The 24,719-nt window shown below is 71.8% G+C and carries 17 protein-coding genes; 11 read left to right on the forward strand and 6 right to left on the reverse strand.

Annotated elements, in window-relative coordinates; genetic code table 11:
* The 5 genes from WME75_RS25805 (at position 1) to WME75_RS25825 (ending at position 5,379) form a co-directional block, all read left to right on the forward strand.
* The gene (locus tag WME75_RS25805) at positions 1-1,176 is read left to right on the forward strand and encodes a serine hydrolase domain-containing protein (RefSeq protein WP_437476107.1); all 1,176 of its coding nucleotides are present in this window, start codon (positions 1-3) and stop codon (positions 1,174-1,176) included.
* A 382-nt stretch (positions 1,177-1,558) separates the two neighbouring features.
* A complete protein-coding gene (locus WME75_RS25810; protein ID WP_437476109.1) occupies positions 1,559-1,915 on the forward strand; it encodes a hypothetical protein in 357 nt (118 codons plus the stop codon).
* Between the two features lie 125 nt (positions 1,916-2,040).
* Positions 2,041-2,595 carry a hypothetical protein gene (locus tag WME75_RS25815; protein WP_437476110.1) on the forward strand — a complete coding sequence of 185 codons (555 nt, stop codon included), beginning with the start codon at positions 2,041-2,043 and terminating at the stop codon, positions 2,593-2,595.
* Complete coding sequence (locus WME75_RS25820; protein ID WP_437476112.1) at positions 2,592-3,674, forward strand: hypothetical protein; 1,083 nt, start codon at positions 2,592-2,594, stop codon at positions 3,672-3,674. Before WME75_RS25815 ends, WME75_RS25820 begins: the two co-directional genes overlap by 4 nt.
* Positions 3,675-3,837: 163 nt before the next feature.
* A complete protein-coding gene (locus WME75_RS25825; RefSeq protein ID WP_437476114.1) occupies positions 3,838-5,379 on the forward strand; it encodes a cellulose binding domain-containing protein in 1,542 nt (513 codons plus the stop codon).
* A gap of 156 nt (positions 5,380-5,535) precedes the next feature.
* On the opposite strand, the gene WME75_RS25830 is transcribed toward WME75_RS25825, so the two are convergent.
* From WME75_RS25830 to WME75_RS25840, 3 genes are all read right to left on the reverse strand, one after another.
* On the reverse strand, positions 5,536-6,807 hold the full coding sequence (locus tag WME75_RS25830; RefSeq protein ID WP_437476116.1) for a hypothetical protein: 1,272 nt from the start codon (positions 6,805-6,807) through the stop codon (positions 5,536-5,538).
* Positions 6,808-6,961: 154 nt separating this feature from the next.
* Positions 6,962-7,201 carry a VF530 family DNA-binding protein gene (locus tag WME75_RS25835; protein WP_437476118.1) on the reverse strand — a complete coding sequence of 80 codons (240 nt, stop codon included), beginning with the start codon at positions 7,199-7,201 and terminating at the stop codon, positions 6,962-6,964.
* 191 nt (positions 7,202-7,392) lie between these two features.
* Positions 7,393-7,986, reverse strand: a complete 594-nt coding sequence (locus tag WME75_RS25840; RefSeq protein WP_437476119.1) for a hypothetical protein — start codon at positions 7,984-7,986, stop codon at positions 7,393-7,395.
* Positions 7,987-8,253: 267 nt separating this feature from the next.
* Between WME75_RS25840 and WME75_RS25845 the strand changes: the two genes are divergently transcribed.
* A complete protein-coding gene (locus WME75_RS25845) occupies positions 8,254-8,802 on the forward strand; it encodes a hypothetical protein (protein ID WP_437476121.1) in 549 nt (182 codons plus the stop codon).
* 7 nt (positions 8,803-8,809) lie between these two features.
* On the opposite strand, the gene WME75_RS25850 is transcribed toward WME75_RS25845, so the two are convergent.
* Positions 8,810-11,371, reverse strand: a complete 2,562-nt coding sequence (locus tag WME75_RS25850; protein WP_437476123.1) for an SUMF1/EgtB/PvdO family nonheme iron enzyme — start codon at positions 11,369-11,371, stop codon at positions 8,810-8,812.
* Between the two features lie 70 nt (positions 11,372-11,441).
* Between WME75_RS25850 and WME75_RS25855 the strand changes: the two genes are divergently transcribed.
* From WME75_RS25855 to WME75_RS25865, 3 genes are all read left to right on the forward strand, one after another.
* On the forward strand, positions 11,442-12,353 hold the full coding sequence (locus WME75_RS25855; RefSeq protein WP_437476125.1) for an FHA domain-containing protein: 912 nt from the start codon (positions 11,442-11,444) through the stop codon (positions 12,351-12,353).
* A gap of 259 nt (positions 12,354-12,612) precedes the next feature.
* Entirely contained in the window at positions 12,613-13,263 is a 651-nt protein-coding gene (locus tag WME75_RS25860) for a response regulator transcription factor (protein ID WP_437476127.1), read from the forward strand.
* Between the two features lie 185 nt (positions 13,264-13,448).
* Entirely contained in the window at positions 13,449-15,611 is a 2,163-nt protein-coding gene (locus tag WME75_RS25865) for a hypothetical protein (protein WP_437476129.1), read from the forward strand.
* A 688-nt stretch (positions 15,612-16,299) separates the two neighbouring features.
* On the opposite strand, the gene WME75_RS25870 is transcribed toward WME75_RS25865, so the two are convergent.
* The gene (locus WME75_RS25870) at positions 16,300-17,220 is read right to left on the reverse strand and encodes a transposase (RefSeq protein ID WP_437476131.1); all 921 of its coding nucleotides are present in this window, start codon (positions 17,218-17,220) and stop codon (positions 16,300-16,302) included.
* A 374-nt stretch (positions 17,221-17,594) separates the two neighbouring features.
* Between WME75_RS25870 and WME75_RS25875 the strand changes: the two genes are divergently transcribed.
* The gene (locus WME75_RS25875) at positions 17,595-18,857 is read left to right on the forward strand and encodes a DUF6688 family protein (protein ID WP_437476132.1); all 1,263 of its coding nucleotides are present in this window, start codon (positions 17,595-17,597) and stop codon (positions 18,855-18,857) included.
* A gap of 192 nt (positions 18,858-19,049) precedes the next feature.
* On the opposite strand, the gene WME75_RS25880 is transcribed toward WME75_RS25875, so the two are convergent.
* Complete coding sequence (locus WME75_RS25880; protein ID WP_437476134.1) at positions 19,050-21,821, reverse strand: YncE family protein; 2,772 nt, start codon at positions 21,819-21,821, stop codon at positions 19,050-19,052.
* A gap of 505 nt (positions 21,822-22,326) precedes the next feature.
* On the opposite strand from WME75_RS25880, the gene WME75_RS25885 reads away from it, so the two are divergent.
* Positions 22,327-24,393 carry a toxin-antitoxin system YwqK family antitoxin gene (locus tag WME75_RS25885; protein WP_437476136.1) on the forward strand — a complete coding sequence of 689 codons (2,067 nt, stop codon included), beginning with the start codon at positions 22,327-22,329 and terminating at the stop codon, positions 24,391-24,393.
* Positions 24,394-24,719 lie beyond the last annotated feature (326 nt).

Consider the following 24,719-nt stretch of genomic DNA (forward strand, 5'->3'; position numbering starts at 1 on the left):
TTGATTGCTTGTTTGGTCTTCCCATCGCTTGCTGGGTGTGGGGCCGGCCACGCCGGCTCCACGGAGGCGCTCGCCGACGTCGACGGCGATCACGGCGGTGGACTCGGAGGCTCACCGGGCTCGGGGAGCGGGGCCGGTACGGGCGCCGGCGCGGTGGGCTGCGACGGGCTCGCCGTCAAGCTCCAGGCGGCGCTCGACGCGGCGATCGACGCCCAGAGGCTCCCCGGAGCTGCCGCGGCCGTGGACCTCGGAGGCTGCTCGTTTCGTGGCGCGGCGGGCATGGCGGACATCGAGACGAAGACGCCGGTGAAGCCAGGGGATCTCTTTCGCGCAGGGAGCATCACCAAGACGTTCATCTCGACGCTGGTCTTGATGCTCCGCGCCGAAGGTGGGCTATCGCTCGAGGATGGCGTATCCAGGTACGTGAAGGGCGTCCCCGGCGGCGAGCAGATCACGATACGTCAGATCCTGAATCACACGAGCGGCCTGTTCAATTACACGGAGAGCCACGACTTCCTGAGCGCCGCCGAGGCCGACCCGACCCGCGTGTGGACGCCCGAGGAGCTCATCGCCTTCTCCGCCGCCGAGGCGCCGTACTTCGAACCGGGGAGGGATTTCGAGTACTCCAACACGAACTACATCGTCGCTGGCCTGATCGTCGAGGCGGTATCCGGGAAGCCTGTCGTCGAGCTGCTGCACACACGCATCCTCGAGCCCGCTGGCCTCGTCCACACATACCTCGACGGCGCAGAGCCCGCCGTGCCGGGGCTCGTGCGCGGCTACGGGTCGTACGACGGCGAGCTCGTCGACACGACATCCGCGGTGGATCCGTCGTCCGCATGGACGTCCGGTGGTCTTGTGTCGAACACCGAGGACCTCACCACGTTCTATGTCCGGCTCCTCGACGGCGGTCTGCTCGGCCCGGCCGAGCTCGCGGAGATGACCAGCGGGGTCGGCGCCCTGTCGGCTGACGCGCGGGAATACGGCCTCGGCCTGGCCCGGCGCTCATCGCCGGTCGGCACCACGTACGGACATGGCGGCAGCATCTGGGGCTTCGTGTCTGCGTCGTACTACGCGGTCGAGCGCGGCGCCGGCATCGCCGTGCTGATCAACCACGAAGACGGCGACGCCAAGAGGATCGTCGACGATCTATCGCGCATTCTGAAGATGCCTTGATCCGATCGGTCGCGCTCTGCGACGATGTGCAGTGGTCCTGTTCGAACATGAAGACGGGGAGGCGGGAAGAAGCGCTCGATGAGCTCCCCGCCTTCATCTTGGCTCTCTCCGGGTAAATGCGACAACGACCCGACGAGGCCATTGTTCGCCAGGAGCTCCGTACGAGCCTGGCCCGCCCGATTCCCCTCGCTATCCGCGCCGGCGGGGATCGCGGGGCGGACCAGAATCACCGACGATCCCTGCCGTGGGGCCAGCGGCCTAGGGCTCGACCCGATGGTGACAGCGGCGCTGTCACCCAATGTTCCGGCCAAACGGGCGTACAGCTTGCATCGCCAGGCGCGGTGGCACCCCTGACGGGCGCGCCATGTAGAAGGAGTCGACGATGAAGCCTGTAGAACTGATCGCAATCCTCGCGGCGACCGCGGCGGTTTTCGGTAGCACCCAGCTCGCCGCGGCTGACAGCACCACGCCTGTCCAGGATCTCGCGCTTGTCGAGGAGGTGCCGGCCCCGGACTACGCCGAAGCGATGAACGGACGCCAATGGCACCATCATGGCCACCATCACGGCCATCATCATGGTCACCATCACGGCCATCATCATGGTCACCATCACGGCCATCATCACGGCCACCATCATGGTCACCATCACGGCCACCATCACCACGGGCGTTCCCTCTCCGGAGCGGCTCCTTACGGTGCGCTGCCGGCTCCTGTCGTGATCCTCGCTGACAATCGCTGACAGGTCTCTTCCGGGCCGGCAGCTCAGGACGCGGGGCCCGGGTGCCCCGCTGTCCTTCGGTCGCCGCGCCCGAGCTCACCGGCGGGCGCGTGCGGCGACGAGAACCGGGTGTGAGGGGGGAAACCATGGGAAGAGCGACGATGGACCGGGGACGGGCTCTCGTCCTCCTGGCCGCGGCCGCGGGGCACCTCGGCCTGGTCATCCTCTTGGGAGCGTTTCAGGTCGACCTCCGGGACCGGGGTCGGGTGGCGGACGCGGTCGCCGGCTACGGCAGGCTCACCGGCGCCGACACAAAATATTCCTTCTTCGCTCCCGGCGTTGGCTCGCTCCCCACGGCCACGTTCGAGGTCGTGGACGCGGCGGGGGCGGTGACCACCGACCGCCTCATGTCCGGGGCAAACGCCGAAGCGGAGCTACGAGCCGGGAACATCGTGGGGAGGTTCTGGCGGGAGGAGGATCCGGCGCTGAAACGCACGATCGCCGCGTCCTGGGCCGGCAAGATGTTCGCCAGGCACCCTGGAGCCGCCAGCGTCGTTGTACGCGTGGAGGAATGTCAGGTTGCTTCGATGCATGAATACCACCAGAAGGACGAGCTCAGGTGTCATCTGCACTATCAGGCGAAGCTCGTTCCCCACGCGAAGCTTCGCGCCGCCCAGGCGGCAGACCGGGAGGCGCCATGAGCGGGCACGCAGGTCCTCGGTTCGCGGTCCGGGCGGCGCTCGCGCGCGCGTGGCTCTCGCTCGATCGCTTCGCCCTGGCTCCTGCGTCCGCGATGCCCCTCGCGGCGCTGCGCATCGGGCTCGCGTCGGTCCTCCTTCTACAGGCCGCGATGGTCGGTCCTGCGCTCCTCGAGCTGTACGGGCGGTCTGGCATCCTGCAGGGGCCGCTCCACGACGTCCTCGCCGGGAGCGACGGGGTCCGCATCGGCTGGCTCATCGACCGCCTCGCCCCGCTGGGCATCAGCGAGGGACCCATCGTCATGGGCACCGGCGCGCTCTACACGCTCGCCCTCGTCGCTCTCCTCCTCGGGTGGCGGGCGAGGGCGGCGGCGGCGCTGGCCTGGCTCACCCATCTGACGCTGATGATGACGGCGGACAGCACGAACTACGGGGCGGACGACTACGCCAACATCTTTCTCTTCTACCTCATCTGGATGCCCTCGGGAGCAGCGCTGTCGCTGGACCGCCGGCTCGGCCGCGTGCCCGTCGACCCGCCGGAGACCACGCGGCTCTCGCTGCGCGTGATCCAGCTGCACCTCTGTATCTCCTATCTCGCGAGCGGGCTCATGAAGGCCTCCGGCGAGCAGTGGTGGACCGGGGAGGCGGTCTGGCGCTCGGTCATGCTGCCCACGTATCGCCAGGTCGACTTCTCCTGGTTCGCGCAGCACACCTGGTTCCCGATGATCGCCGGCTGGTTCGTGGTCCTGGTCGAGGTCGGCTATGCGTTCTTGATCTGGCCGCGGCGCAGCCGCCGGCTCTGGGTGGCGGCCACGCTGGCGCTCCACGTCGGCATCGCCGTCTTCATGGGGCTCGTGGTGTTCGGCGCCCTCATGGCGGTGCTCACGATCGCAGCGTTCGGGGTGAGCGCGGACGGCGCAGCCCCGCAAAGGTGCCCGCGAGCATCCCCGCGAGCATCCCCCTCTCCAGAGCCCGTTTCCTCGGACGGTGCCCTGACGAGCCCATCCCTCGGGGTCGGCGCCGCCGATACTTCGTCACATCCAGCGAGCACGGCAGCCGTGGTGCCCATTTTGTATACATGATATCTTCCACCATCGCAGCTCGTGATCAAAGGCTCGCTTCCCGGGCATACCACCCGTACCCGCGGAGCTGCGCGCTCCGCGCGTGAAACGCTGACATAAGATTCTTACTTGAGCATCTTGTCGATTACCTTGCGGCTCATTCGGCCGCTCGAAGGAGAAATTTATGCGTCTTACCAGCTTACTGAGCTACGGCTCGGTCGCGATCGCATGCTCCCTGCTCGCCTGTAGCGGCGGCCCGTACGGCGAGGACGACGAGATCGAATCGCTGGAGAGCGATCTCAGCAGCGCGGACTCCACGGTGTCGGCGGAGCTCACGCTCCAGTCGCAGTGGGCGGCGGGGTACTGCGCGAACGTGACCGTGAAGAACACGAGCTCCGGCCGGATCACCGCCTGGGGCATGACCGTCGCGCTCAACGGTTCCACGGTGACCAACGCGTGGGGGGTGCGCAAAACCGAGCCGGCCGGGCAGCTCATCGCCTCCAATGAGAGCTACAACGGCTCGCTGAACGCGGGAGCGACGACGAGCTGGGGCTTCTGCGCGAACGGCACCGGCAGGCCATCGCTGGTGTCCGTCAATGGCAGCGGGACCGGGGGCTCGACCTCGGCGAGCTCCAGCAGCAGCAGCAGCGCTTCGAGCAGCAGCAGCAGCAGCGCTTCGAGCAGCAGCTCCTCGGCCAGCTCCGGCACGGGCGGCGCAGGGGGCAGCGGCGGCGCAGGCGGCGCAGGGGGCAGCGGCGGCGCAGGGGGCAGCGGCGGCGCAGGAGGCGGCGGCGGTACACCGGGCGGGAGCTCGGGGCTCCCGGTCCCGCCTGGCGGCGGCGTGCCCAGGCCGTCCGGCGCGCCCGGGAACCTGGCCGTGCTCAACTGGGCGGGGTTCCAGGGCGCCGTCTCGTACACCTTCGACGACTCGAACTCGAGCCAGATCCAGAACTACGACGCGCTGAACGCGCTCGACGTGCCGTTCACCTTCTACCTCCAGACTGGCAAGAGCGAATCGAACAATCCGGTGTGGCAGAGGGCGGTGATGGACGGGCACGAGCTCGGCAACCACACGAAGAGCCACTCGAGCAACGACAGCGGCGCCGATACGGACGCCGCGACGCAATTCATCGAGCAAAAGTTCGGCGTCAAGGTGTGGACGATGGCGGCCCCGAACGGCTCGTCGGTGTACTCGAACATCGCGCGGACGCGCTTCCTCATCAATCGCGGCGTGGCCAACGCCCTGATCGGCCCGAACGACTCGACCGATCCGTTCACGCTGCCCTGCTTCATCCCCCCGACCGGCGCCTCCACGGCGACGTTCGATCAGCAGGTCACGAGCGCGCGGTCCGCCAACAGGTGGCGCACCGTCCTTGTGCACGGCTTCACCGGCGGCAGCGACGGCGCCTATCAGCCCGTACCGCTCCGGGCCTTCCTCGATCACGTCCAGCACACGAAGGATCTCGGCGACGTGTGGATCGACAGCGTGGTCAACATCGGCGCCTACTGGCGCGCCCAGAAGGTGCTCTCCTCGGTCACGCCCACGACGGCGGGCAGCGACAGGACGTGGAGGTGGACGCTGCCGGCCCACTTCCCGCCGGGCAAGTACGTGCGCGTCAAGGTGGGCGGCGGAACGCTCAAGCAGGGGGGCCGCACGCTCGCGTGGGACGAGCACGGCTACTACGAGGTCGCGCTCGACGAGGGCTCGCTCACCCTGTCGCCGTAGATACAAGTACCTGGAGCGCCTTTCACAACCTCCCGTCGCCAGGCACCCGACCTGAGCGGCGGGAGGATCGGCCGGCGCGCCGTGAAGGCGGCCGACAGGCGATCTCGCCCTGACCCCGCAGACTGTGGAGAGAAGGCTGCCCCTTCGGTGGAGCGGTCATCGAGCGCGCACGCGGAGGGCGCGCTTGACGTCGTCCTCGGCGAGCTCCCCCTCGGCCGCCTTCTCGAGGGCCGCGCCGAGCGCGTCGTCGGCGCAGGCGCCGGCGGCGATGCGGATGCGGCGCCGGTGGCCTGGATCCGGCGCCGTCGAGAGCGCCATGGCAGCGCCGATGCGGCGCTCCACGGGGGCCGCGCCGTCCTCGACGACGGAGGCGAGGTCGTCGGCGTCGAGGGGCGCGTGGCGGTAGCCGGCGCCGCCGCCGTCGCGCCGGACGAGCGCGCCGAGGGCGCTGCGCCACTCTTCGAGCGCGCGGCCGCGGCGATCGAGCGCCGCGAAGCGCGCCGCGGCGCCCTGGCCGCTGCGCGCCGCCATGGCCTCGCGCACCCGTGCGAGGAGCACCTCGGTGCTCGCGGCGAGGATCGCGGGCGCCGGCCCCGCCGCGGCGGAGCCCTTGCTCATCCGCGCCATCGTCGGCAGGAGCGTGCGTGCGCCGCCGGGGTGAGCGAGCCAGACGCCGCGCTCGTCCGCGGACGCGCCGGTGACGAGCGCAAAGGGGATGAGGCGCCGGTGGAAGAAGCCCTTGAGGGTGATGCCGTCCGTGCCCACGAGCGCCGTCCTCGCGCCGAGGAGCCGGAGCGGCGGATAGGCGAGGAGCGGCACCGCCACGGCGAGCACCGCCGCGAGGAGCGCCGCGGGGCCGCTCCACAGCGCGATCAGCGCGATGGGCGCGGTCGGATACCCCATGCAGACGGCGAGACAAATGAGGCCGACGCGCTCGGCGCGGGTCAGCCGCTCCGCGGCCACGCTCACGAGGCGCGTCGAGAAGACGTGCTGATCCGCGGCGAAGCCCGCGGCCCGGAGCAGCGCGCTCGCCTCCTCCGCGCCGCGCACCCGGATCCACGCGGCGTCTCCGCCCCGGTCCCGGAACACCACCTGATGCTGGCCGGCGAACCCGTCGATCCAGCCGGCCTCGAGGCGCGCGCGCGCGAGCCGCGTCGTTCGAGCGGCCTGCGCGACGACGATCTCGTCCTCCTCGACCGCGACCGTGGCGGGGCGCGCGGAGCCTCGCCTGGGCGTGCGCCCCGCGGACGTGTGATGGCTGATGAGGAAGAGCACGGCCCAGACCACCGCCCACTGCGTGAGCACGAGCAGCACGGGCGCGGCGGCCGTGAGCGCGACGCCCCCGATCAGGACGGCCCACGCGGCGATGCGCGCGCGGCGCGCGCGGACGAACGCGACGCCCTCGCTCTCGATGCGCAAGCTGTTCACCCCAGCATCGTACACGCTCGGCCGACCCTCACCCGGACGATGTACGACGGCTCGACGCGGGTGCGGGTCGGGCGCCCGCGATCTCGGAGGGCGAAGTCGCCGAGGGGCTCGCGGCGTACGCGATGCGCGATGCCGTCGACGCGGAGGAAGCTGGTCAAGGCGTGGGCTTGGCCTTCTCCTGCACGTCCCGCAGGTAGAGCGCCTCCACCTGCTGCCGGGCCCACGGCGTCCGCCGCAAGAATTGCAGGCTCGATTTGACGCTGGGATCGTACTTGAAGCAGCGAATGTCGATCATGCGCCCGAGCTTCTCCCAGCCGTGCTGCGCGACCAGGTGCTCGACGATCACCTGGAGCGTGACGCCGTGAAGCGGGTTGTTGGGCTGGGGCTGGGACATAGCGATTCTGCGGGGCGGCGGGGGGATCGGGCCGGAGGGGCGGGCGCGATCCCCGCTCTGTAGCACGTCTCGCGCCGCCGCGAGGCGCAGGCGCGCCACGGGTGGATCCAGAGTCGCGCAATTCGCGCAAACCGGGAGGGACGTGACCCGCGTCGCGTGGCCCCTCGCCGCGGACGCGGGCGTTCGTCGCCCTACCTGGAGTTGATGCCGAGCTTGGGATCGAACGCGTAGTACGCGATCTTGCTCCCGTCCTTCGTCACCCCGAACACGAGCCCGTATTCGAGGATCCCCGTCACGTTGCCGCTGCCCTCGAACTGAATGAAGGGGTCGTAGATCGTCGCGGTGGACGCCGTGAGGCCCTGCGCGATCATGGGCTGGCCTGGCCAGTTGGAGTAGGTCGGGGGAGCGTTCCCCCACTGGGAAGAACCGGTGGCGTACTGCATGTAAGGCAGGCCGCCCCGCTCCTCGTCGAACTCGGGGATGTTGATGGGTCGGGTCGCGGCGTTCAGCATGTCCGCGTCTTTGAGCGGCTCGTTTTTGAAGGTGTTCACGATGATGGCATAGGGCGCCATCCTCGTGGTCACGATCCCATTCGCGTCGACCACGCGGAGGATGACCTGCTCGTTGGGTCCGATGTTCACGGTGTAGTCGCCCGTCTGGACCACGAGCGGAGACGAGTCTTGCTGCAGGCTGAACTGGGGATGCACGAGCCACGTCGGGCTCGCGATCGTACCCCCGCTCGGAAGTTTCGTGGAGTCGACAAGGAAAGTGATCTGCGTCGTCATGTCGTTACTGTCCTCTCTTGCGAATATTGCGAATGTGATGACCGAGTTGCGGCGCCTCCGCGGCGTCCGCGCTGGACAGCCAAGGGAATGCCACGCGTCTCGCCGGAGCGCACTTACAGGTCCATAACAGCCAACGACATCACGGCCCCGCCGAGGCGCCCCCCGCCGGAGCCGTGTAATCGCTCTGTAATTGCCCCCTGAGGCCAGTCCGGCTAGCGCTGCGTCCGCGAGGCGAGCATCGCCGGACCCCTACGAAGGAAGGAACCCATGGGCATCACGAAGCAGGACGAGCAGACGACCGCGCACATTTCGCCGAGCCAGCACCAGCTCGATCCGGGGCTCAAGGACTGGCGCCATTACACCTTCCATTGGGGCGATCACGTGAAGCTCGTCGACGTGATGGCGACCCGGAAGGCGAGCGGCGCGTACCATGCGCGACGGGAGTACTGGGTCGTCGACAAGGCGCGCCTCACCCCCCAGCGCACCCTCCGCATCAAGGGGCAGGACATGGAATGGCCGGCGACCCTGCCGTCGACCCAGGCGAGCGTGCAGGAATTCACCTCCCCCACCAGCGCGACGTGGCAGATCGTCGGCACCGATCTCACGACGGGTATGCTCTACAAGCACGCGACCGAGGATTGCTACGTCCGGATGGCCACCACGGTGACGTCTCAGGACCCGACCGTCACGCTGCTGCGCTGGTATCGCACGAGCACGACGCAGCCCTCGCCGAGCTTCGACCCGCGCGGGACCTACATCGAGGTGTCGAGCCTCGGATCCGGCACGATCTGGTACGCCGACTCGAAATCGCCCTGACCCACGCTCAGCGAGCCGCGGGGGGCGCGGGAAAGCTCCGCGCGAGCCGCACGCCGACCGTCGCCCGCCGCATGCCGGGCTGCAGTCCGAAGCGGGCCGCCGCGCGCGCGAACGGGAGGGCGCTGCTCCACCCGCCTCCCCGCACCGCGCGGTGCTCCGGATCGTCCGGCGACGCCTCCTCGAGGAGCACCCGCTCCCCGGCGCTGCGGGGCCCCTCGCGACGCCACACGTTCGCGCACCAGTCCCGGGAATTGCCGCTGAGCCCGCGCACGCCGTACGGGCTCTCGTCCGCAGGATAGGTCTCCACGCCGGCGCGGGTCGGCACCCCCGCGTGGCTCTCCAGCACGCACGCGAACGTCGCATCGGCGTGGTCGCCCCAGGGGTAGAGGCGCCCGTCCACGCCCCGCGCCGCCTTCTCGCGCTCCAGCTCGTCGGGCAATCGCCACGGCAGCCCTGTGCGCGCGGCGACCCAGCGCGCGTAGGCGACCGCCGCGTGCCAATCGATGCTCGCCACGGGCCCGTCCAGCGTCCAGCCCGGCTGGGCATCGTCCCCTCCCAGCACGAATCGCCCCGCAGGGTCGCGACCGTAGAGGGGCCTCTCGTCCGCCGCCTCGACCATTCCGAGCGGCGAGCGCGGCGCGCGCGCGAGCGCCTCGTCCTCGCGTCCCTCGTCGAGGAGCCCGTTCAAGAAGGCGAGGTATTCGCCGTTCGTCACCGGATGGTGCCGGAGGACGAAGCCCTCGATCCAACCACGCCGCCCAGGCAGGCTGTCCGGCGCCTCGGGGTCCCCGCCGATCCAGCAGGAGCCCGCGGGCACGTAGCGATCGTGGACCCCGAGCTCGTCGGCCCGCGGCAGCACGATGCGGCGCGGCTCCGATTCCCCGGGGGCCACGCCGCTCCAGAGGGCGCCACGCTCGATCAGCACCGGCACGCGCGTCTCGGCCCACCCCGGCGCGGACAGGAGGAGCAGGTAACTCCCGCGCGGCAGCGTCACCTCGCGGAGCGGCGTCCGCCCGAGCGCGCGCGCGGGCTCGGCCACGAGGCGCCGATCGCGCAGCACGTACCGGCAGAGCGTCACCTCCACGCCCTCGAGATCCGTGACGAGCGAGAGCGCCCCGTCGCCCCGCAAGAACGCCGCGTGCCGCCCGGCGCCGTGGACGCGGAGGAGCGCCTCGGCCTGCGCCGCGTCCTCGTCCCGGCGCGCGCGCTCGGCGCGCAGCAGCGCCTCGCGGTAATGGTCCGCGAGCAGCGCGTGCGCCTCGGGCAGGCCGGGATCCACGCTCAGCGCGCCGTGCACCGCCTGCAGCCAGGCCACCTCGCGGAGCGCCGCCTCTCGCCGGATCCGCGCCGCCTCGTCCTCCAGCGCCCACACCGGCCGCTTGATCTCCACCGGATCGTAGGGACGCACGGACGCGACGCAGCGCCGCGCCTCGGCTGCGATCCCCTCCGCGCTCTCCCGGAACGCGGCGATCTCGGGCAGGAGCGCCGCTGCCCCCGAGAGCAAGCCGAGCGCCTGCTCGCGCCGCCGCGCCCCGTCGAGCCAGTCGACGATCTCGCGGGCCAGCGCCTCGGCGTCGGGGTAGCGCTCGGCCGGAGCGCGCTCCATCGCGCGCGCGCAGATCGCGCAGAGCTCCTTCGGCACGGGCGGCCCGCCTTGCGCCGCCTCGGCCACCGGGATGGGCGGGCCCACGAGCACCTGCCGCCACACGGCGAGGCCGCTGCCCTGGTACGGCGGGCGCCCCACGAGCAGGTGGTAGAGGATCGCGCCGAGGGCATACACGTCGCTCGGGGGCCCGTGCAGCGCGCGCTGGCCTTGCGCTTGCTCCGGCGGCATGAACGCCGGTGTCCCCAGCACCTCGCCGTGCCGGGTGTGCCCCGCGTCGCCCGCGTCCTCGCCGCCCCGCGTGCTCGGCGGCGCGTCGAGCCTGCGCGACAGACCCCAGTCCATCACGAACGCCTCGCCCAGGTCGCCGACCATCAGGTTGGCGGGCTTGAGGTCGCGGTGCACGATCGCCATGCCGTGCGCGTACGCCACGACCTGCGCGAGGCGGGCGAACGCGTCGAGCGCGCGGCGGAAGGTCATGCCCGGCGGCTGGGCCCTGGGTCCTCGGGGCTCCGACGCGGCGTGCACCTCCGCGATGACCCTGTCGAAGGTGCGCCCCCGGACCTCCTGCATGGTGAACCAGAGCCGTCCGTCCGCGAATGTCCCGCGGTCGTGCACGGGAATGATGCCGGGGTGCTGGAGCTGCGCGGTGAGCTCGGTCTCGGCGATGAAGCGCGCGCGCATGCGCGGGTTTCCCACGTGCTCCCAGCGCAGCACCTTCATGGCGAGGACGCGGCCGAGGAGCACGTCTCGCACGCGCCGGACGTCGCCCGAGGCGCCGCGCGCGAGGCGCCCGAGATCCTGGTAACGAGGCGGCAGCGACGGCCCCCCGCCGTCCACGGGCTCGGCGTCACGGACGCCGGACTCGTGCAGGGTGGGTGGGACCGTGGGCTCGGGCGCGTCTCCATCGAGATCGAAAGAGGTCACCGCGTTCGGCGGGCGGGAGGAGAGGGACCTTGGGGCCATGGGTTCGTTCGTCTGCGAAGCGGGCGAGCATGGTAGCGTCGCCGCGGGCCGAAAACGACGTGGGTGAGGCATGGGGACGCTGAAGGATCCGGCGACCGGGCGCTCGATGACGCTGGGCGCGCGCTGCCTGTTCGGGCGGCATCCGGCCTGTGATGTACGGATCGACGAGCCGCGCGTGTCGGGCGAGCACGCGAGCCTGCACTGGATGGGGGATCGCTGGGAGCTGCGCGACCTCGGGAGCCGGAACGGCACGTTCGTGGAGGGGCGGCGGCTCTCGCCGGGCGAGCGGGTGCCGCTCGCCTGCGACGCGACGTTCTCGCTGGCGGGGCAGGGCGCGGCGTTCGTGCTGGTGGACGCCGATCCGCCCGGCGCCGCGGCGCGCAGCGAGGCGAGCGGCGCGCTGCGCGCGGCGTCCGGGGGCATCCTTGTGTTGCCCGACGAGGACCGGCCCCTCGTGAGCGTGTTCGAGGACAGCGCGGGCCGGTGGGTGCTGGAGATGGGCGACGAGGTGCGGCCGGTCGTGGATCACGAGGTGATCCACGTCGGGGGCGAGGCCTTCACGCTGGAGCTGCCGCGCTGCGAGGCCGAGACCTGGCAGAGCGAGGGCGGCGGCCTCGTGCTGGAATCCGTTCACCTGCGGCTCGCGGTGAGCGGCGACGAGGAGCGCGTCCGGACCACGGTGGTGCTGCGCGGGCAGGAGACGACGCTCCCGCTGCGCACCCACCATTACCTTCTGGTGACGCTGGCGCGCGCGTGGCTCTCCGGCAGCGGCAAGGTGGAAGCGCAGCGGGGCTGGGTGGACCGGGACGTCCTCTGCCGCATGCTGGCCACGGACGTGAACAAGCTGAACGTCGACATCCACCGCGCGCGCAAGCAATTCGCGGCGCTGGGAATCCAGAACGCGGCGGGCATCGTGGAGCGGCGGCCTGGGACCGGGGAGCTGCGCATCGGCGTGAGGGGCGTGGAGGTCACGCGGATGTGACGAGCGCGACAGCGCCCCACGGGCCGCCGCCGTGCTCCGACCCGACCATGACCCAGCGTGGCACCAGCAACCGGCTGCCCTGGAGCGCCGCGCGCCTCGGGAAAATGCGGACGGCTCGCTCAGGCCCGCGACGAGGCCGTGCTACGGTCGGGCTCCGTGGTCACGAGCACCGAGGGTGGCCACCCTCACGCCCCCGCGAGCCGCCTCCGTGGTCCCAGCGACCGGACCTATCCACCCCGATCTTGATTGGAGACAGCGCATGACGAAGCTCGGCGTGTTCCTGGTCGACGATCACCCGATCGTACGCGACGGGCTGAAGGCGTTGATCAACGCACAACCTGACATGACGGTCGTCGGCGAGGCGGCGGACGGCCTCAGCGCGGTCGAGGCCGTCACGCAGCTCGGGCCGGACATCGTCCTGATGGACGTCACCCTGCCCAGGCTCGGCGGAGCGCAGGCGACCGAGCGCATCAAGCAGGCGCGCCCGGAGGTCCACGTGGTGGCCCTGACGGGCTACGAGGACAAGTCCAACGTCGAGCCGCTCCTGAGGGCCGGGGCGTCGGGGTATGTGCTCAAGGGCGTGCGGGGCGCGGAGCTGGTCCGGGCCATCCACGCCGTGGCCGCCGGGGGCGTGTACCTCGACCCGTCGATGACGGCCCACGTCGTGTCGAGCGTCGTCGGCCGCACCTTCGGGGGCGCCGGCTCGGGCTCCGAGCTGAGCGAGCGCGAGGCCGAGGTGATCCGGCTCATCGCCGAGGGGCACGCCATCAAGGAGATCGCGGCCCGCCTCGAGCTGAGCGCGCGCACGATCGAGACCTACAAGGTCCGGGCGATGGAGAAGCTCGGCCTCACGAGCCGCGCGGACACGGTCCGCTACGCTCTGCAGAAGGGCTGGCTCAAGAGCGAGTAGCGCCCGCGCGGCGCCGGCTCCGGCGGCCGGCAGGCGGCTGTTGGAGACGAGGGCCAGACCAGCGCCTGCCCGCATCCAGGGTCGACGCTGGTTCGAGCTGTTCATGAGGCGTCCCCCTGGCGCGGCCGACGCCTGGTGACCCGGCCGGGAGGCCTGTTAGACGTGGAGCAGGAGGCTCTCCCTGCATGGTCGCTCCGCGGCTCTCGCCCCTCACGCTCACCCTCCCGCTCACGCTCGTCGCGGTCTCCTGTGGCCCCGCTGCCGGGCCGGCGCCGGCGCTCGCGCCGGCGACGGTCGCCATCCCCCCCGCCCCGCCGCCGGAGGCGCCGGCGCGCGCCACGGGCGGGCCGGCCGCCGATCCCTCGGCCCCGCTCTCGCTGCCGGCCGCCGCGAGCCCTCCGGCGGGCTGGATCGAGCCGCCCCTCGCCGAGCAGGAGCGCGCGCGGGCCCACCGGAACCCCTTCCGCGAGCACCGGGAGATAGCCCTCGGCGAGCACGTCGCGATCGTCGCCGCGAACGGAGAGCTCGCCGGCCCGGGCGGCGGAGCGGGCGCCGGCCGCGGCGGTGGAGCGGGCGCCGGCGCCGGCGTCTTCGCCATCCACGAGAGGCTCGGCGTCGTCGGCCCCCTGAAGCTGCCCGCGCGCTCAACCTGGGTCGGCGTCGCCGGCTCAACCTGGGTCGTCGCCGGCTCAACCTGGGTCGGCGCGCCCTCAACCTGGGCCGGCGTCGCCGGCTCAACCTGGGCCGGCGTCGCCGGCTCAACCTGGGTCGGCGTCGCCGGCTCGCAGGCCGACTCCCTCTATGCGGCCACGCCGGAGGGCGCGCTCCACCGCGCGGCCGGGATCCACGAGGCGCTGAGACCCGACGGCTTCGAGCCGCGCGGCAGCGTCGCCGGGGCGACGGCGTGGGATGCCGCCGGCGCCCTCATCGCGGCCGCGGCGGGAGAGCGCGTCAGCGTCTCCGCCGACGAGGGCCGCAGCTTCACCGCGGCCGTCGTCGCGCCCGGCAAGCGGGTGCGCGCGGTGCTCGTGCGACCCGACGGCGTGCTCGCGGCCGTGGTCGAGGCGCCGGCGCGCGGGCAGCGCCCGGGGGCGCCGGAGACGTTCCTCTCGCTGGATCGCGGGCAGACCTGGAAGCGATCCGCGTTCCAGCCGCGCACCATCGAGCGCGCGGGCTCCTGGATCTGGAACGGCGACTCGACCTGCCCCGCCGTGCTGAGCCGCGACGGCCAGCAGTGGACGCGGGCCGCTTCGCTCGACCTGCTGCACGGCAGGCCCCCCCTCGACTCGGCGCTCTACCTCTCCACCGCCATCCGGGCCAGCGCGGCGGGCTCCTTCCGCTCGACCATCGCCCCGCCCGCGCCCGAGCCGCCTCCGCGGAGCGCCGCCGCGGTCGGGCGGGAGCCGCCGTGCAAGAGCGACGACGCGCTGGGCGCGGGCGGCGTCGTGGGCGGCATCCTGGGCGCGTACGGCGCCTCGTGCAAGGGCGCGCTCTGCCTGCTCCACGCAGGTCCGCCGCAGCCGCCGCCGACGCGCACCTGGATCACGGCGTTCGGGGACGGCCTCTGCGATCCGGCGCGCGTGCCGCCGGGCGGCGCCTGCGCCGCGCACCTCGCGCGGCCACCCACGTTCGCGGTCGTCGATGAGCTCGCGAGCACCGTGACGCCCGTCGCGGCGCCGGAGGGATGCCCGCAGCCGGTCGCGCTGCACAACGCGGCCGGCGCCGGGGTGCTGATCTGCCGCGGCGGCAGCGGGAGCGCGGCGATCTTCGTGCGGGGCGCGCAGGGCCCGTGGCACGCCGAGGGGCGGCAGGCGATCCCGGCCGAGGCGCTCGGCTCGATCGCCGCGGCGCCGGACGGCACGCTGCTCCTGCGCGGGCCGGCGCTTCCGGCGAGCGCCCAGGGACGCGAGCCGCTGCAGGCGCTCGTGCGCCGCCCGCTGCCGCTCGGCGTGGCGCAGGCGTGGCGGCGCATCGTGGTGCCGGACGGGGTCGCGGCGCTGCCGGCTCCCGGCGGCGCGGCGCTCCTCGCGACCTCGCCCGCGGCCTCGGCAGGCGCACGCCTCGACCTGGCGCTGGATCGCCCGGGTCACCCGGTGTTCGCTCTGGCGCGCGATGTGGAGGTCGACCAGAAGCTGATGCGGATGGAGGTGCGGGACGACGGGCGCGTGCGGTTCCGCGGGGTCCCGAAGCCGGCGCCCGAGGTCCAGGGAGGGCCCAAGGCCGCGGCATCCGGGCCGCGGGAGGCGCGCTGGTATGCGCTGACCCACGGCGGCGAGCTCATCGCGGAGGCGCCATCCGCACCGGCGCCACCGGCCGAGGAGCGCCGGTTCGGGCCCGCGGGCCGCTGAGGACGCAGAGTCGGAGCGCGGCGGGTCGGTGCGCCGGAGCAGCCGCCGGGAGACCCCACTCGGGGAGGTTGCACCGGGGTCCCAGGGAAGCGCGCCGGCGGTCGTAGCGAGGAGACCCCAGCACGGGCGGTGGGTCGCCGGGGGGATGGCGGAAGCCGTCCCCCGGCTCGGAGGGCGCGTGCCCCGCGGGGGTTGAACGGAGCGAGGCGGGGTATGAGACGGCCGAGGCGGGAACGGCGTAGCCCACCCCCCGTAGCCCACCCCCAACCTGGGTCGCGGCCCAGCCCACCCCCAACCTGGGTCGGGTCGCCCCCCGGCCCACCCGCAACCTGGGTCGGGTCAGTCCCACAACCAGCGGGTCGGTTCCACCGCCGCCAGGTCGGTTCCGGGTCGCCTAACCTGGTCGCGGGTCCCGGTCCGTTCCCAACCCGGGTTGGGTCATTCCAGCTGGGCGGCCCCCGTTCGGGGTCGCCGCCGTTCGGACAGCCAGGATCTACGATTATGCTGTCGTTGGCGCCCCTTGGTGCGCGCTTGGAGTGGCATCACTCATATGAATGCAGCCGCGCAGCACTATGCGACGTGGTCGACCGTACGCCGTACGCTGTGAAGACAAGCGTTTCCCACCACGACGTGCCGAAGCCGTCGCCCGCCCTCGCCCACCGCGGTGTGTAGCGCGCTCGCCCAGTGCCTACACCATGAGCACGCCGTCCATCACTCTGGCGCCATGAAACGTACGCATCCACCACGTCCCCGCCGGAAATACGACGCTGCGCACACCGATGTGCCATTGTTCGAGCGCTGCGCGATATGACGCGCGAAACGCCCGTACAGCGGCACCAGCGATTCGCCATGCGTCACCCTGCTCACGGCCTACCGCAAATATAGGATTGCGTTCGCGCAGCGCCTCGAAGCTCGTAGCACGCTCGTAGGGGGAGATCTTGCTGGCTCGCTTCGCGCCCAAGAAGCAGCGCCCATGCTGCTGCATCTCGGCATGAGCTTGCGCTTCTTGTCGCCCGAGCTCGGCGGCCACCTCTTGGAGGAAGCCCTCCGCGCTGTCCTGCTCGATAGCCGGTGGCAGCGAGAGCGGAAGCGTCACTTCATCGGGCCACAGCGGGTTTTCCGGGTCGAGGTACACAGAGGGGCGTGCCGCGCGCAGCATGCCGCGACCGAGCTCGTCCACATCCACCTTGGCGCCCGGCCACTCACGCGCATGTCGGACGAGGCCAGCAGCCACGGGATTCGCGAGGACGTAGGCGATTTTCTCCACCATCGCTGCGCGCGTCAGCAGCCGGACCACGCTTGGGGCCTCGTGGTCCCACACGGGTCCTTCCCATGTGCGGAGCACCTTCGTGCCGAGCGCGACGATGCGATGGAAGAACTGCAGGAAGCGCGGCAAGACGCCCGTCACGTCGGTCACGATCAAGTGAAGATGCGTTGACATCGCGCAGAGGGCGTGGACCTGGAGGCCGTAACGGCGCGCGGCGACCACGAGAGCATAAATCAGCAGCTGGGTGATGGCCGCGTCGGGGCGGAAGAGCAGGTGCCGACGCAGGACGCGACGTGTGATCATATACGTGGCGCCGTGAGTGATCTCGCGAGGCTGGCTCATGGCCGGCGCACACAACAAATGTCGTGCCGGGGTTGTGGTGAATTATCTCAAGGAGTTGCCACTCTTCTTGGGGGTGGCGGCCGCGTTCCCTGGGTGGCGGCCGCCAGCTGGGGTCGTCCGTCCCGGGGTTGCTACTGGGTCAGGTCTTCGTGTCTCGGTCTTGCGCAATCCGGGTCGGTCTCGCGCCGGTCTCGCGCAACCCGGGTCGGGTCTGTCTGGGTCTGCGGTCTCGCGCAACCCGGGTCGGGTCTGGGTCTGGGTCCAATCCGGGTCGGGTCTGTTTGGGTCTGGGTCCAACCCGGGTCGGGTCTGTCGGGGGAGACCAGTCGGGTCTGTTGGTCTCCCCCGACTGGAGCCGTTACCATGCTGGACGCATGTCGCAGCAACCGCCGCCCGAGCCGCCGCCCCCCCCATCCAAGCAGCCGTTCTCCCTGGCGGACGCCGGCATCGCCGCCCTCGTGGCCACCGGCTACGGCATTCCGGTGCCCTCGGCGCTGCTCTTCGGCGCGGCGACCGTCGCGCCGTTCGACGGAGCGATCCTCATCGCCGTGGCGCTCTGCCTGGCGGGGTGGCTCGGCCTGACCGTATGGACGTACCGCGCGCTCCGGCGCCGCGGGCGCGCCCCCTTCCAGGTCGCGTCCGAGGTGCTCGCGCTCCTCGTCCTGCCCGCATGGGGCATGGCGTACAGCCACGAGGCGAACGACACGTGCGCTGTCCAGGCCTGCGACGCCGGCACCACGGCGTTCCGGCCGCTCGCCGAGCCCGAAGTCTACGGCCTGCTCGCGCTGCACGTCCTCACCGCCCTCGCGTATGTCGTGTCACGACGCCGGCCAGGAGCGCTCCTCGGCCCCGCCGAGCTCCTCGTCCACGCAGCCTTGCTCCTCGGGGTCGCCCTCCACGCCCTCCTGGCCGTCCACTTCGGCCTCTGGGTCCTCGGCGGCCTGCTCGTTCCGCCGTTGCTCCTGCCCTGCGTCGCGCCGGTGCTCGCGGTCGCCTTCTATTCGGTCGAGCTGCGCGCGCGCCTCGTGCTGCGGGGCGTCGAGACCGCCGCGCCCGCCCCGCTCGCCGCCGCGGAGGCCGCCTATCGCGCGGGGCCGCCCCAGGTCCCGCTCCCACCGCCGCCCGCGCTCCACTGGCCGACGCTCTGGCGCGCCCTCGCGGTTTCGCCCGTGCTCCTCGGGGTTCACGCCGTCGTTCACGCGGCCTGGCTGGGACATCCGGCGGCCGCGCTCCAGGTCTTCACCCGCACCTGCGGATACACCCTGTCGCAGCTCCCGATCGTCACGCTCCCCGGCGACTGCCATTACCTGTGCACCGTGGCAGCGCGCGGCCACGCCTGGCTGGTGCGCCCGCTCCGGCTCGGGCGGCGCGGCGGCGCGCCGATCCTCGTCAATCGCCAGCTCGCGATCGCGAACGCCTTCGAGGATCTGCTGCACGAGCGCTGGCCGCGCTTCGGACGCGCGGCGCGCCGCCTCTACGACCGACTCGGGCTGCCCGTGAGCCGCTACATCGGCGCCGCCTGGGCCGCCGATCTCGTCTATCTCGCGATGAAGCCCCTCGAATGGGCGTTCTACCTCGCGCTCCTGCTGCTCGACCCGCGCGCCCCCGAAGCGCGGATCGACCGCATGTACCGGTGATCGCCGGGCGACGAAGACGCCCGGCGGGGCCACGAGTCCAGCGAGCACGCGTACGGCCGGACGCCGTTCACCCCGGACGCCGGAGCGCCGTGAACGACGCCCGCTCTGCTGCAGCTCGGGTCAGGCACGGCGCAGTCGTCCGCGATAGGGACACTTCCCGCGACGTCTTCGACCGGTGCGCATGCCGCCCTGTCACGGCGTGCTGGCAGGGTCCGCGGGATCGCTGCACGCATCCTCCTCGTCGCCGTCGAGGAAGCCGTCGGCGTCGCGGTCGATCGCGATGCGATCCCCGGAGCCCGGCGGCGCGCAGGTATAGGTCAGGCGGGCGGCGGCGCCCGTGACGCGCGCCCGGAGCGCGGCGCCGGACATGGTCGGGCTCGCCTGGCGATCGGCCATGAGCTCGTCCGCGCCAACATAGAGATAGCTGACCGCTCGACCGGCGATCTGCCCCTTCACCACGAGATCGCACTCGCCGGTATCGGCGCGCGACATCAGGAGATCGATGCGCGGCCCGGCCACCGCGGCGTTGGTCTGGGTCAGCGTGACCTGCTGGCCGACGATCGGCGCCAGGTTGCTGTCGAAGGCCAGCACGAAGGCCTCGAGGTTGCGCCGGGTCACCTCCCCCTCCGGCGGGTCCGGGATCTCCCCGGGCGGAAACTGCGTCGAGAACCCGAGCGCGTGGAGGAATCGAAAGATGGTGTCCACGCTCCCGTCATGGATGAAGCCGAAGCCGCGGACCTGAGCTCCGGTGAAGCCGTTGTCGCCCGGGATGAACCCGAACGCCGCCGGGAACCCGAACTTCCCCACCTTCTGGTAGGCGTTGCGGAGCTGAGGCACCTTGAAGAGCTGCGTCTCCAGAGCGAAATTGGACAACCCCGCCGTGCCGAAGAGCCCGGCGTCCGCGTCGAGCACATGGCACCCGATGCACGCCTTGCCGTTGGTATCCAGCGTGGATTGAAACGCCTCGAAGCCGCTCTGCTGCTCGGCGGTCAGCGAGTTGTCGAGCGCGCGGATGGGGTTCGGCGGATACGTGATCTGCAGGACGAAGTCCGTGAACGCTTCCATGTCCGCGTCGGGGATGGGAGCGTGCCGCCCGAGGAGGTCGGTGAAGCCGCCCTGGAACTTCTCGAACGCCGCGCGCTCATCGAAGCTGCCGCTGTCCGGCTGCGCGGAGGGCGCGTCGTTGCCGCCCGTGCGGTCCCCGCGCCAGTGCATCGGGCCATGGTTCGCCATCCCTCGCAGGCTCTGGGTGGTCATCGGGCCTTTCATGGGGTGGAACGTCGGATGGGTGATGGGCTCGCCGGTGATCAGGTTGACGAGCGGATCATCCGCGAACGGCCCCGGGTGGTCGACCACGGGGGCGTCCGGGTTGCCCAGATCCCAGGCCAGGCTGTCGAGGTCGCCGAACACATGGCAGCTCGCGCAGGAAGAGTCCCCATGGCTCGACGAGAACGACGCGTCGTAGAGGAACGGGCGACCGCGGACGACGCTCTCCGGCTCGGGGTTGAACATCCAGACCTTGTCGACCTCGGCGCGCCGAGCCGTGCTGACGATGGAAATGGCATTGTCGAAGCGGGTCAGGACATACAGCTGCTGGCGGGGCTCGTCGAGCACGAGCCCCGTGGGGCCCCCGCCGGTCACGGGGATCTGGTACCTCGCTGTCGGCGCGGTCATGCTCTCGAGCGCTGCGGTCCGATAGACGCCCACCTTGCTCGACCCGAGCGCGGCGACGTAGAGCGTCTCGCCGTTGCTGGAGACCGCCATCCCGGTGGGGCTCGCGAGGCTCGCGGCGTTCTCCTGGTTCGGGGTGGCCGCGCAGCACGCGGCGTAGTCGATATGGGGATTGAGGTGTCGCGGGGTCACGCCGTTCGCGCCGATGACGGTGATCCGGCTCTCGTGGAGGTGACCTCGCACGGTCTGCCCTGCAAAGGTGCCCGGGCCCTCGAAGCGGTCCAGGTTGTTCGCGTCGGTGTTGGAGACGTAGATGGCCCCATTCACCGGGTTGACCGCCATGTTGTAAAGGACGGTGCCGACGCCCGTGAAGAACCCCGCGGGCCCCGGGCGCAGCGCGGGCCGGGTCGCCATGGCGTCGATGACGAAGACGTCCTTGTCGGGGAGCGACAGCTTCACCGCGTCATCCCAGGTGCGCCCTGCCGTGTCCACCCAGTGAGCGCCGCTCCACTTGACGATGATGCCGACCTCCGGCGCGGGCTGCTGCTCGAAATTCGTGCTCGGCGGAGGGAGGCCGCCCGGCCCGAAGCCGTCGGAGACCATCGTCTCGAAGACGCTGGTAGTGCGGTTGCCCGAGTGGAAGCTGGCCGCATAGACGTGGCTGCCGTCCGGGCTTGCAGCGAGCGCGCGGGGGGTATCCGCGAACAGCGTGATGACGGCGAGCGGGTCGCCGCCCAGGGAGCGCCCGAGAGCTCCGGCGTCGAACACCCAGACGTCGGCGCGGCCGACACCCGGCGTGGTGAGCTGCGGATCGAACGGGACGTTCTGGCCGCGGTGCGCTGCAGTGATGAACCCGCGTCGTCGTCCGGGCCCTGCGAACACGATGTCGCGCGGCTCGTCGCCGACCAGCAGCGTGCGGTCCACGTGGCCGGTCGCTCCGTTGCGACCGAGCCGCACGACGCTGACGCTGTCGGAGAGGTGATTGACGACCCACACTTCGTCGTTCGTGCGTGCGGCCAGCGCGACGGGCTCGAGCCCCACAGGCACGGAGCTCAGGTGGACCAGACCGCCCTGGCGGACGCTGTACACTTCGAGGCGGTTGTCGGGGGTGTTCACGGCGAACAGCCGCCGACCGTCCGGGGAGAGCGCGAGCGGCCGGACCTGCCCGCTCTCGAAGAGAGTGAAGGAAGGCGCCGTGGCGTCCGCGGACGCGCTCACGACGAGAAGCGCGGCCACCACGCAGCTGGGCACGAGCCTGAACACCGCACGTCGACGGAAATAACGAATTGGCATGCCACCCCCATGGCGTCCGGGAGACCGACTCCGTTCCGGAAGGACGAAGGTCCGCTCACCCGCCGGGACGCCGGGGAAGGCCCCTCGACGGACGCAGTGCTGGTGCTCGGTCGACCCGTGCCAGGCGGCGGAAGGACGGATGGACGCAAGCTTCAGGGTTATCATGGAAAGACTGGGATGGCTAGACGTTGGAAAGCATCTTGCTGAATCCACAAGGTGCGCCCAGGGCGTGTGGGACACCGAGCCGCGCGAAGAGCTCAATCGATCTTCGTCGTACGATCGCCACGGCAGGGCCCCGGGACGAAACGTCGGTGCGTACCTGACGAGGGAGCGCCCGGCGTGTCCTTGTGCGATCTCGTAGATCCCTGTCAGGCACGAGGCGTCCTGCAACGGCCGCTGCGCGCGCGGCTCGCTCGGATACCCGCCCCGAAGCTGCGCTTCATGGATCTTTGCAACCAGCATGAACAACCGCCTTGTCGGCGCGAAACCCGATAGGCTGCGATGCGTGGACTCGACGACACACAACGGCGCGGAGCGACCTCCGTCGGTCCCGCCTGCAGCCAGGTACAACCCCGAGCACGGGACGTTCGAGCTCGTGGAGACCGACGCCGACGGCCGCCCCTCCGGCGAGTGCCGCGCGTACCGCGCGAGCGACGGCTCGTTGCTCTCGCGCTGCCGCACTGCGGGCGGCGTGAAGGACGGGCCGTTCGCGATGTTCCACCCGAACGGCCAACCCGCGCAGCGCGGGCGCTACCGGGACGGCCAGCTCGACGGCGAGGTCGTTGTGTACGGCAGCGACGCCCCGAGCGAGCTCAAGCTGCGGCCGTGCTGTGTGCCGCCCGGCGCGTGGGAGCTGCGAACGCAGTATCGGGCGGGGCGCATCGTGCGGCAGGTCTTTCACGACCGCGCCGGGTACCCGGTCTCCGCGGACGGCTCCCGCTGGCCCGACAGACCCGCCGGCGTCACCGAGGAGGCGGACTACGACCAGGGCTCGCAACGCTGGCTGGTCCGCGAGGAGGACGAAGCGTCGGCCGCGCTCCTCCATCGCTACTTCACGCGCGAGGGCGAGCCCTCTCAGGAGATCGAAATTCGCGCTGGAGCGCGGTATCGCGAGCTCCGGTACGGCGCGCTGGGCCGCCCTTCCGAGGAGCGGCACCTCGATCCCGAGGGACGCCTCCACGGCCCGTCCGTCCGCTGGTTTCCCGATCCGGACGCGAGCCCTTACCTCGATCCGCGCGTGCGCGAGGAGCGCGGTCAGTACGCGCACGGCCACCCCGTCGGGGCGTTCACGGGGCTCGACGCGGGCGGGGCGCCGGTCGTCCGACGCGAGCTCGGCGCGGCCCTCGACGAGGCCAGCCTCGTCGCGTCGCCCGCGCTCGCCGAAGACCTCGCGGCGTGGGACGCCGAGCGCGTCTGGGCCCTCGCGCGAGAGCTCTTGCAGGGCGGCCGCGCGCGCGAAGCCTGCTGCGCCGCGGCCCGCGCGGCGGTCCGCGGGGGCGAGCGCGAGAGGCTCGCCGAGTTCCTGCACGCCGCGACGCTGCGGCCACGACCCGAGGTCGCGGAGCGACGCGGGCGAGCGCTGCTCGAGACGCCCGACGCGACCGCGCTGGGCGCCCTGGACGAGCTGCTCCTCGGCGCCGAGCCGAGCGCTGCCTACCGCACGCTCGCCGCCGCCTTGCCGTGCTCGCGGCGCGTCGCGCTCTCGCTCGTCGAGGCGGCGCTGCTGCTCGAGCCCGAGCGCCGCTCGACCTGCATCACGCGCGCGCTCCTGCGGCTCCAGCTCGGCGACACGCGCGGGGTGCTCGAGGACGCCGACCGCATCGAGCCCGAGGCCGCCGCCATGGCCGAGCACCTCAGGACCTTCGTGCGGCTGCTGTTCCCGGAGTTTGCTTTCTGGCCGGCGCGGCAGGTCATCGATCCGTTGCCGGCCGACGCATCGGCCACGGTCGAGCTCGACCAGCCGCTCGAGCAGGTCCGGCAGAAGATCCAGCTCTACGCTACCCGCTTGCTGCGCCTGCGCGAGGCCGTGCAGCGCAGCCTGCCGGGCACGGAGCCCTGTCCGTGGCTCCCGCCCGACCTGTCGCACGTGCTGCCGGATGGGCCGGTGGAGCTCGCGCGGACGGCGGCGACCTTGACCGAGGAGACCGAGGACGGCGTGGAGACCGTCGAGCTCACCGTGGACGAGACGCTCGACCCAGGAGCGCTGCCGGTCTCGCTCCTGATGCGAAGGGCCCGAGCCGACTGGGCCGCCCTCTGCTGGCTTTGCTGGTCGGCCGGCCTCGACCGCGTCGCGCTGCCGGAGCGCATCGCGCCCCGGCCCGACTTCACGGCGGCGGTCAACATGTCGCTCACCCGTTGCTTCCGCGCGCGCGATCAGCTGCAGACCGGCGGGCTCGTCAGCCGGGCGCGCGGCGTGCCGGGCTTCGTCTGGGAAGGGCACGCCATCGACCGGCTCGACCCCACGCTCGCGGTGATCGCGGCCGACGAATACTTCGAGGTGCGCTGCCTCTTCGTGTGGCTCCTGTTTCCGGAGAACATCTCCCCGTTCCAGAGCGACATCCGCGCGGCGTGAGCCGATTCAGGGCGGCGGAGGCGAAGAGGCCTCGCGGCCGGGCGCGAGGTGCGCGGGGAACGGCGGCGTTGCACCCGGTTGCACCCGGTTACACCCGGGCCGGCCCGTCGGCGTGGGCCCCCCACGAGCACGGCGGCCACGAGGCGATGTGCCCGGGCAGGCCAGGGGCGAGCGGGGCGTCGCCCGGCGTTCCGGCGCGGCGCGTCCCCGTATCCCTGCGGTGTCGCGCCGGCCGAGGGCGGCGGGAGGCGCCGCCGCTGCGCCCCCGCGCTCTCGCGGCGCGCGCGGCGCACCGCGGGGAAACACCCGATCTCTCGCCTGGCACG

The organism is Sorangium sp. So ce1014 (assembly GCF_051521505.1).
Classification (GTDB): domain Bacteria; phylum Myxococcota_A; class Polyangia; order Polyangiales; family Polyangiaceae; genus Sorangium.

Bases quoted from the DNA above. Each gene is read 5' to 3' on its own strand.
- WME75_RS25810 (WP_437476109.1), top strand. From the start codon at position 1,559: ATGAAGCCTGTAGAACTGATCGCAATCCTCGCGGCGACCGCGGCGGTT.
- WME75_RS25815 (WP_437476110.1), top strand. From the start codon at position 2,041: ATGGGAAGAGCGACGATGGACCGGGGACGGGCTCTCGTCCTCCTGGCC.
- WME75_RS25820 (WP_437476112.1), top strand. From the start codon at position 2,592: ATGAGCGGGCACGCAGGTCCTCGGTTCGCGGTCCGGGCGGCGCTCGCG.
- WME75_RS25825 (WP_437476114.1), top strand. From the start codon at position 3,838: ATGCGTCTTACCAGCTTACTGAGCTACGGCTCGGTCGCGATCGCATGC.
- WME75_RS25835 (WP_437476118.1), bottom strand. From the start codon at position 7,201: ATGTCCCAGCCCCAGCCCAACAACCCGCTTCACGGCGTCACGCTCCAG.
- WME75_RS25840 (WP_437476119.1), bottom strand. From the start codon at position 7,986: ATGACGACGCAGATCACTTTCCTTGTCGACTCCACGAAACTTCCGAGC.
- WME75_RS25845 (WP_437476121.1), top strand. From the start codon at position 8,254: ATGGGCATCACGAAGCAGGACGAGCAGACGACCGCGCACATTTCGCCG.
- WME75_RS25850 (WP_437476123.1), bottom strand. From the start codon at position 11,371: ATGGCCCCAAGGTCCCTCTCCTCCCGCCCGCCGAACGCGGTGACCTCT.
- WME75_RS25855 (WP_437476125.1), top strand. From the start codon at position 11,442: ATGGGGACGCTGAAGGATCCGGCGACCGGGCGCTCGATGACGCTGGGC.
- WME75_RS25860 (WP_437476127.1), top strand. From the start codon at position 12,613: ATGACGAAGCTCGGCGTGTTCCTGGTCGACGATCACCCGATCGTACGC.
- WME75_RS25865 (WP_437476129.1), top strand. From the start codon at position 13,449: ATGGTCGCTCCGCGGCTCTCGCCCCTCACGCTCACCCTCCCGCTCACG.
- WME75_RS25870 (WP_437476131.1), bottom strand. From the start codon at position 17,220: ATGAGCCAGCCTCGCGAGATCACTCACGGCGCCACGTATATGATCACA.
- WME75_RS25875 (WP_437476132.1), top strand. From the start codon at position 17,595: ATGTCGCAGCAACCGCCGCCCGAGCCGCCGCCCCCCCCATCCAAGCAG.
- WME75_RS25880 (WP_437476134.1), bottom strand. From the start codon at position 21,821: ATGCCAATTCGTTATTTCCGTCGACGTGCGGTGTTCAGGCTCGTGCCC.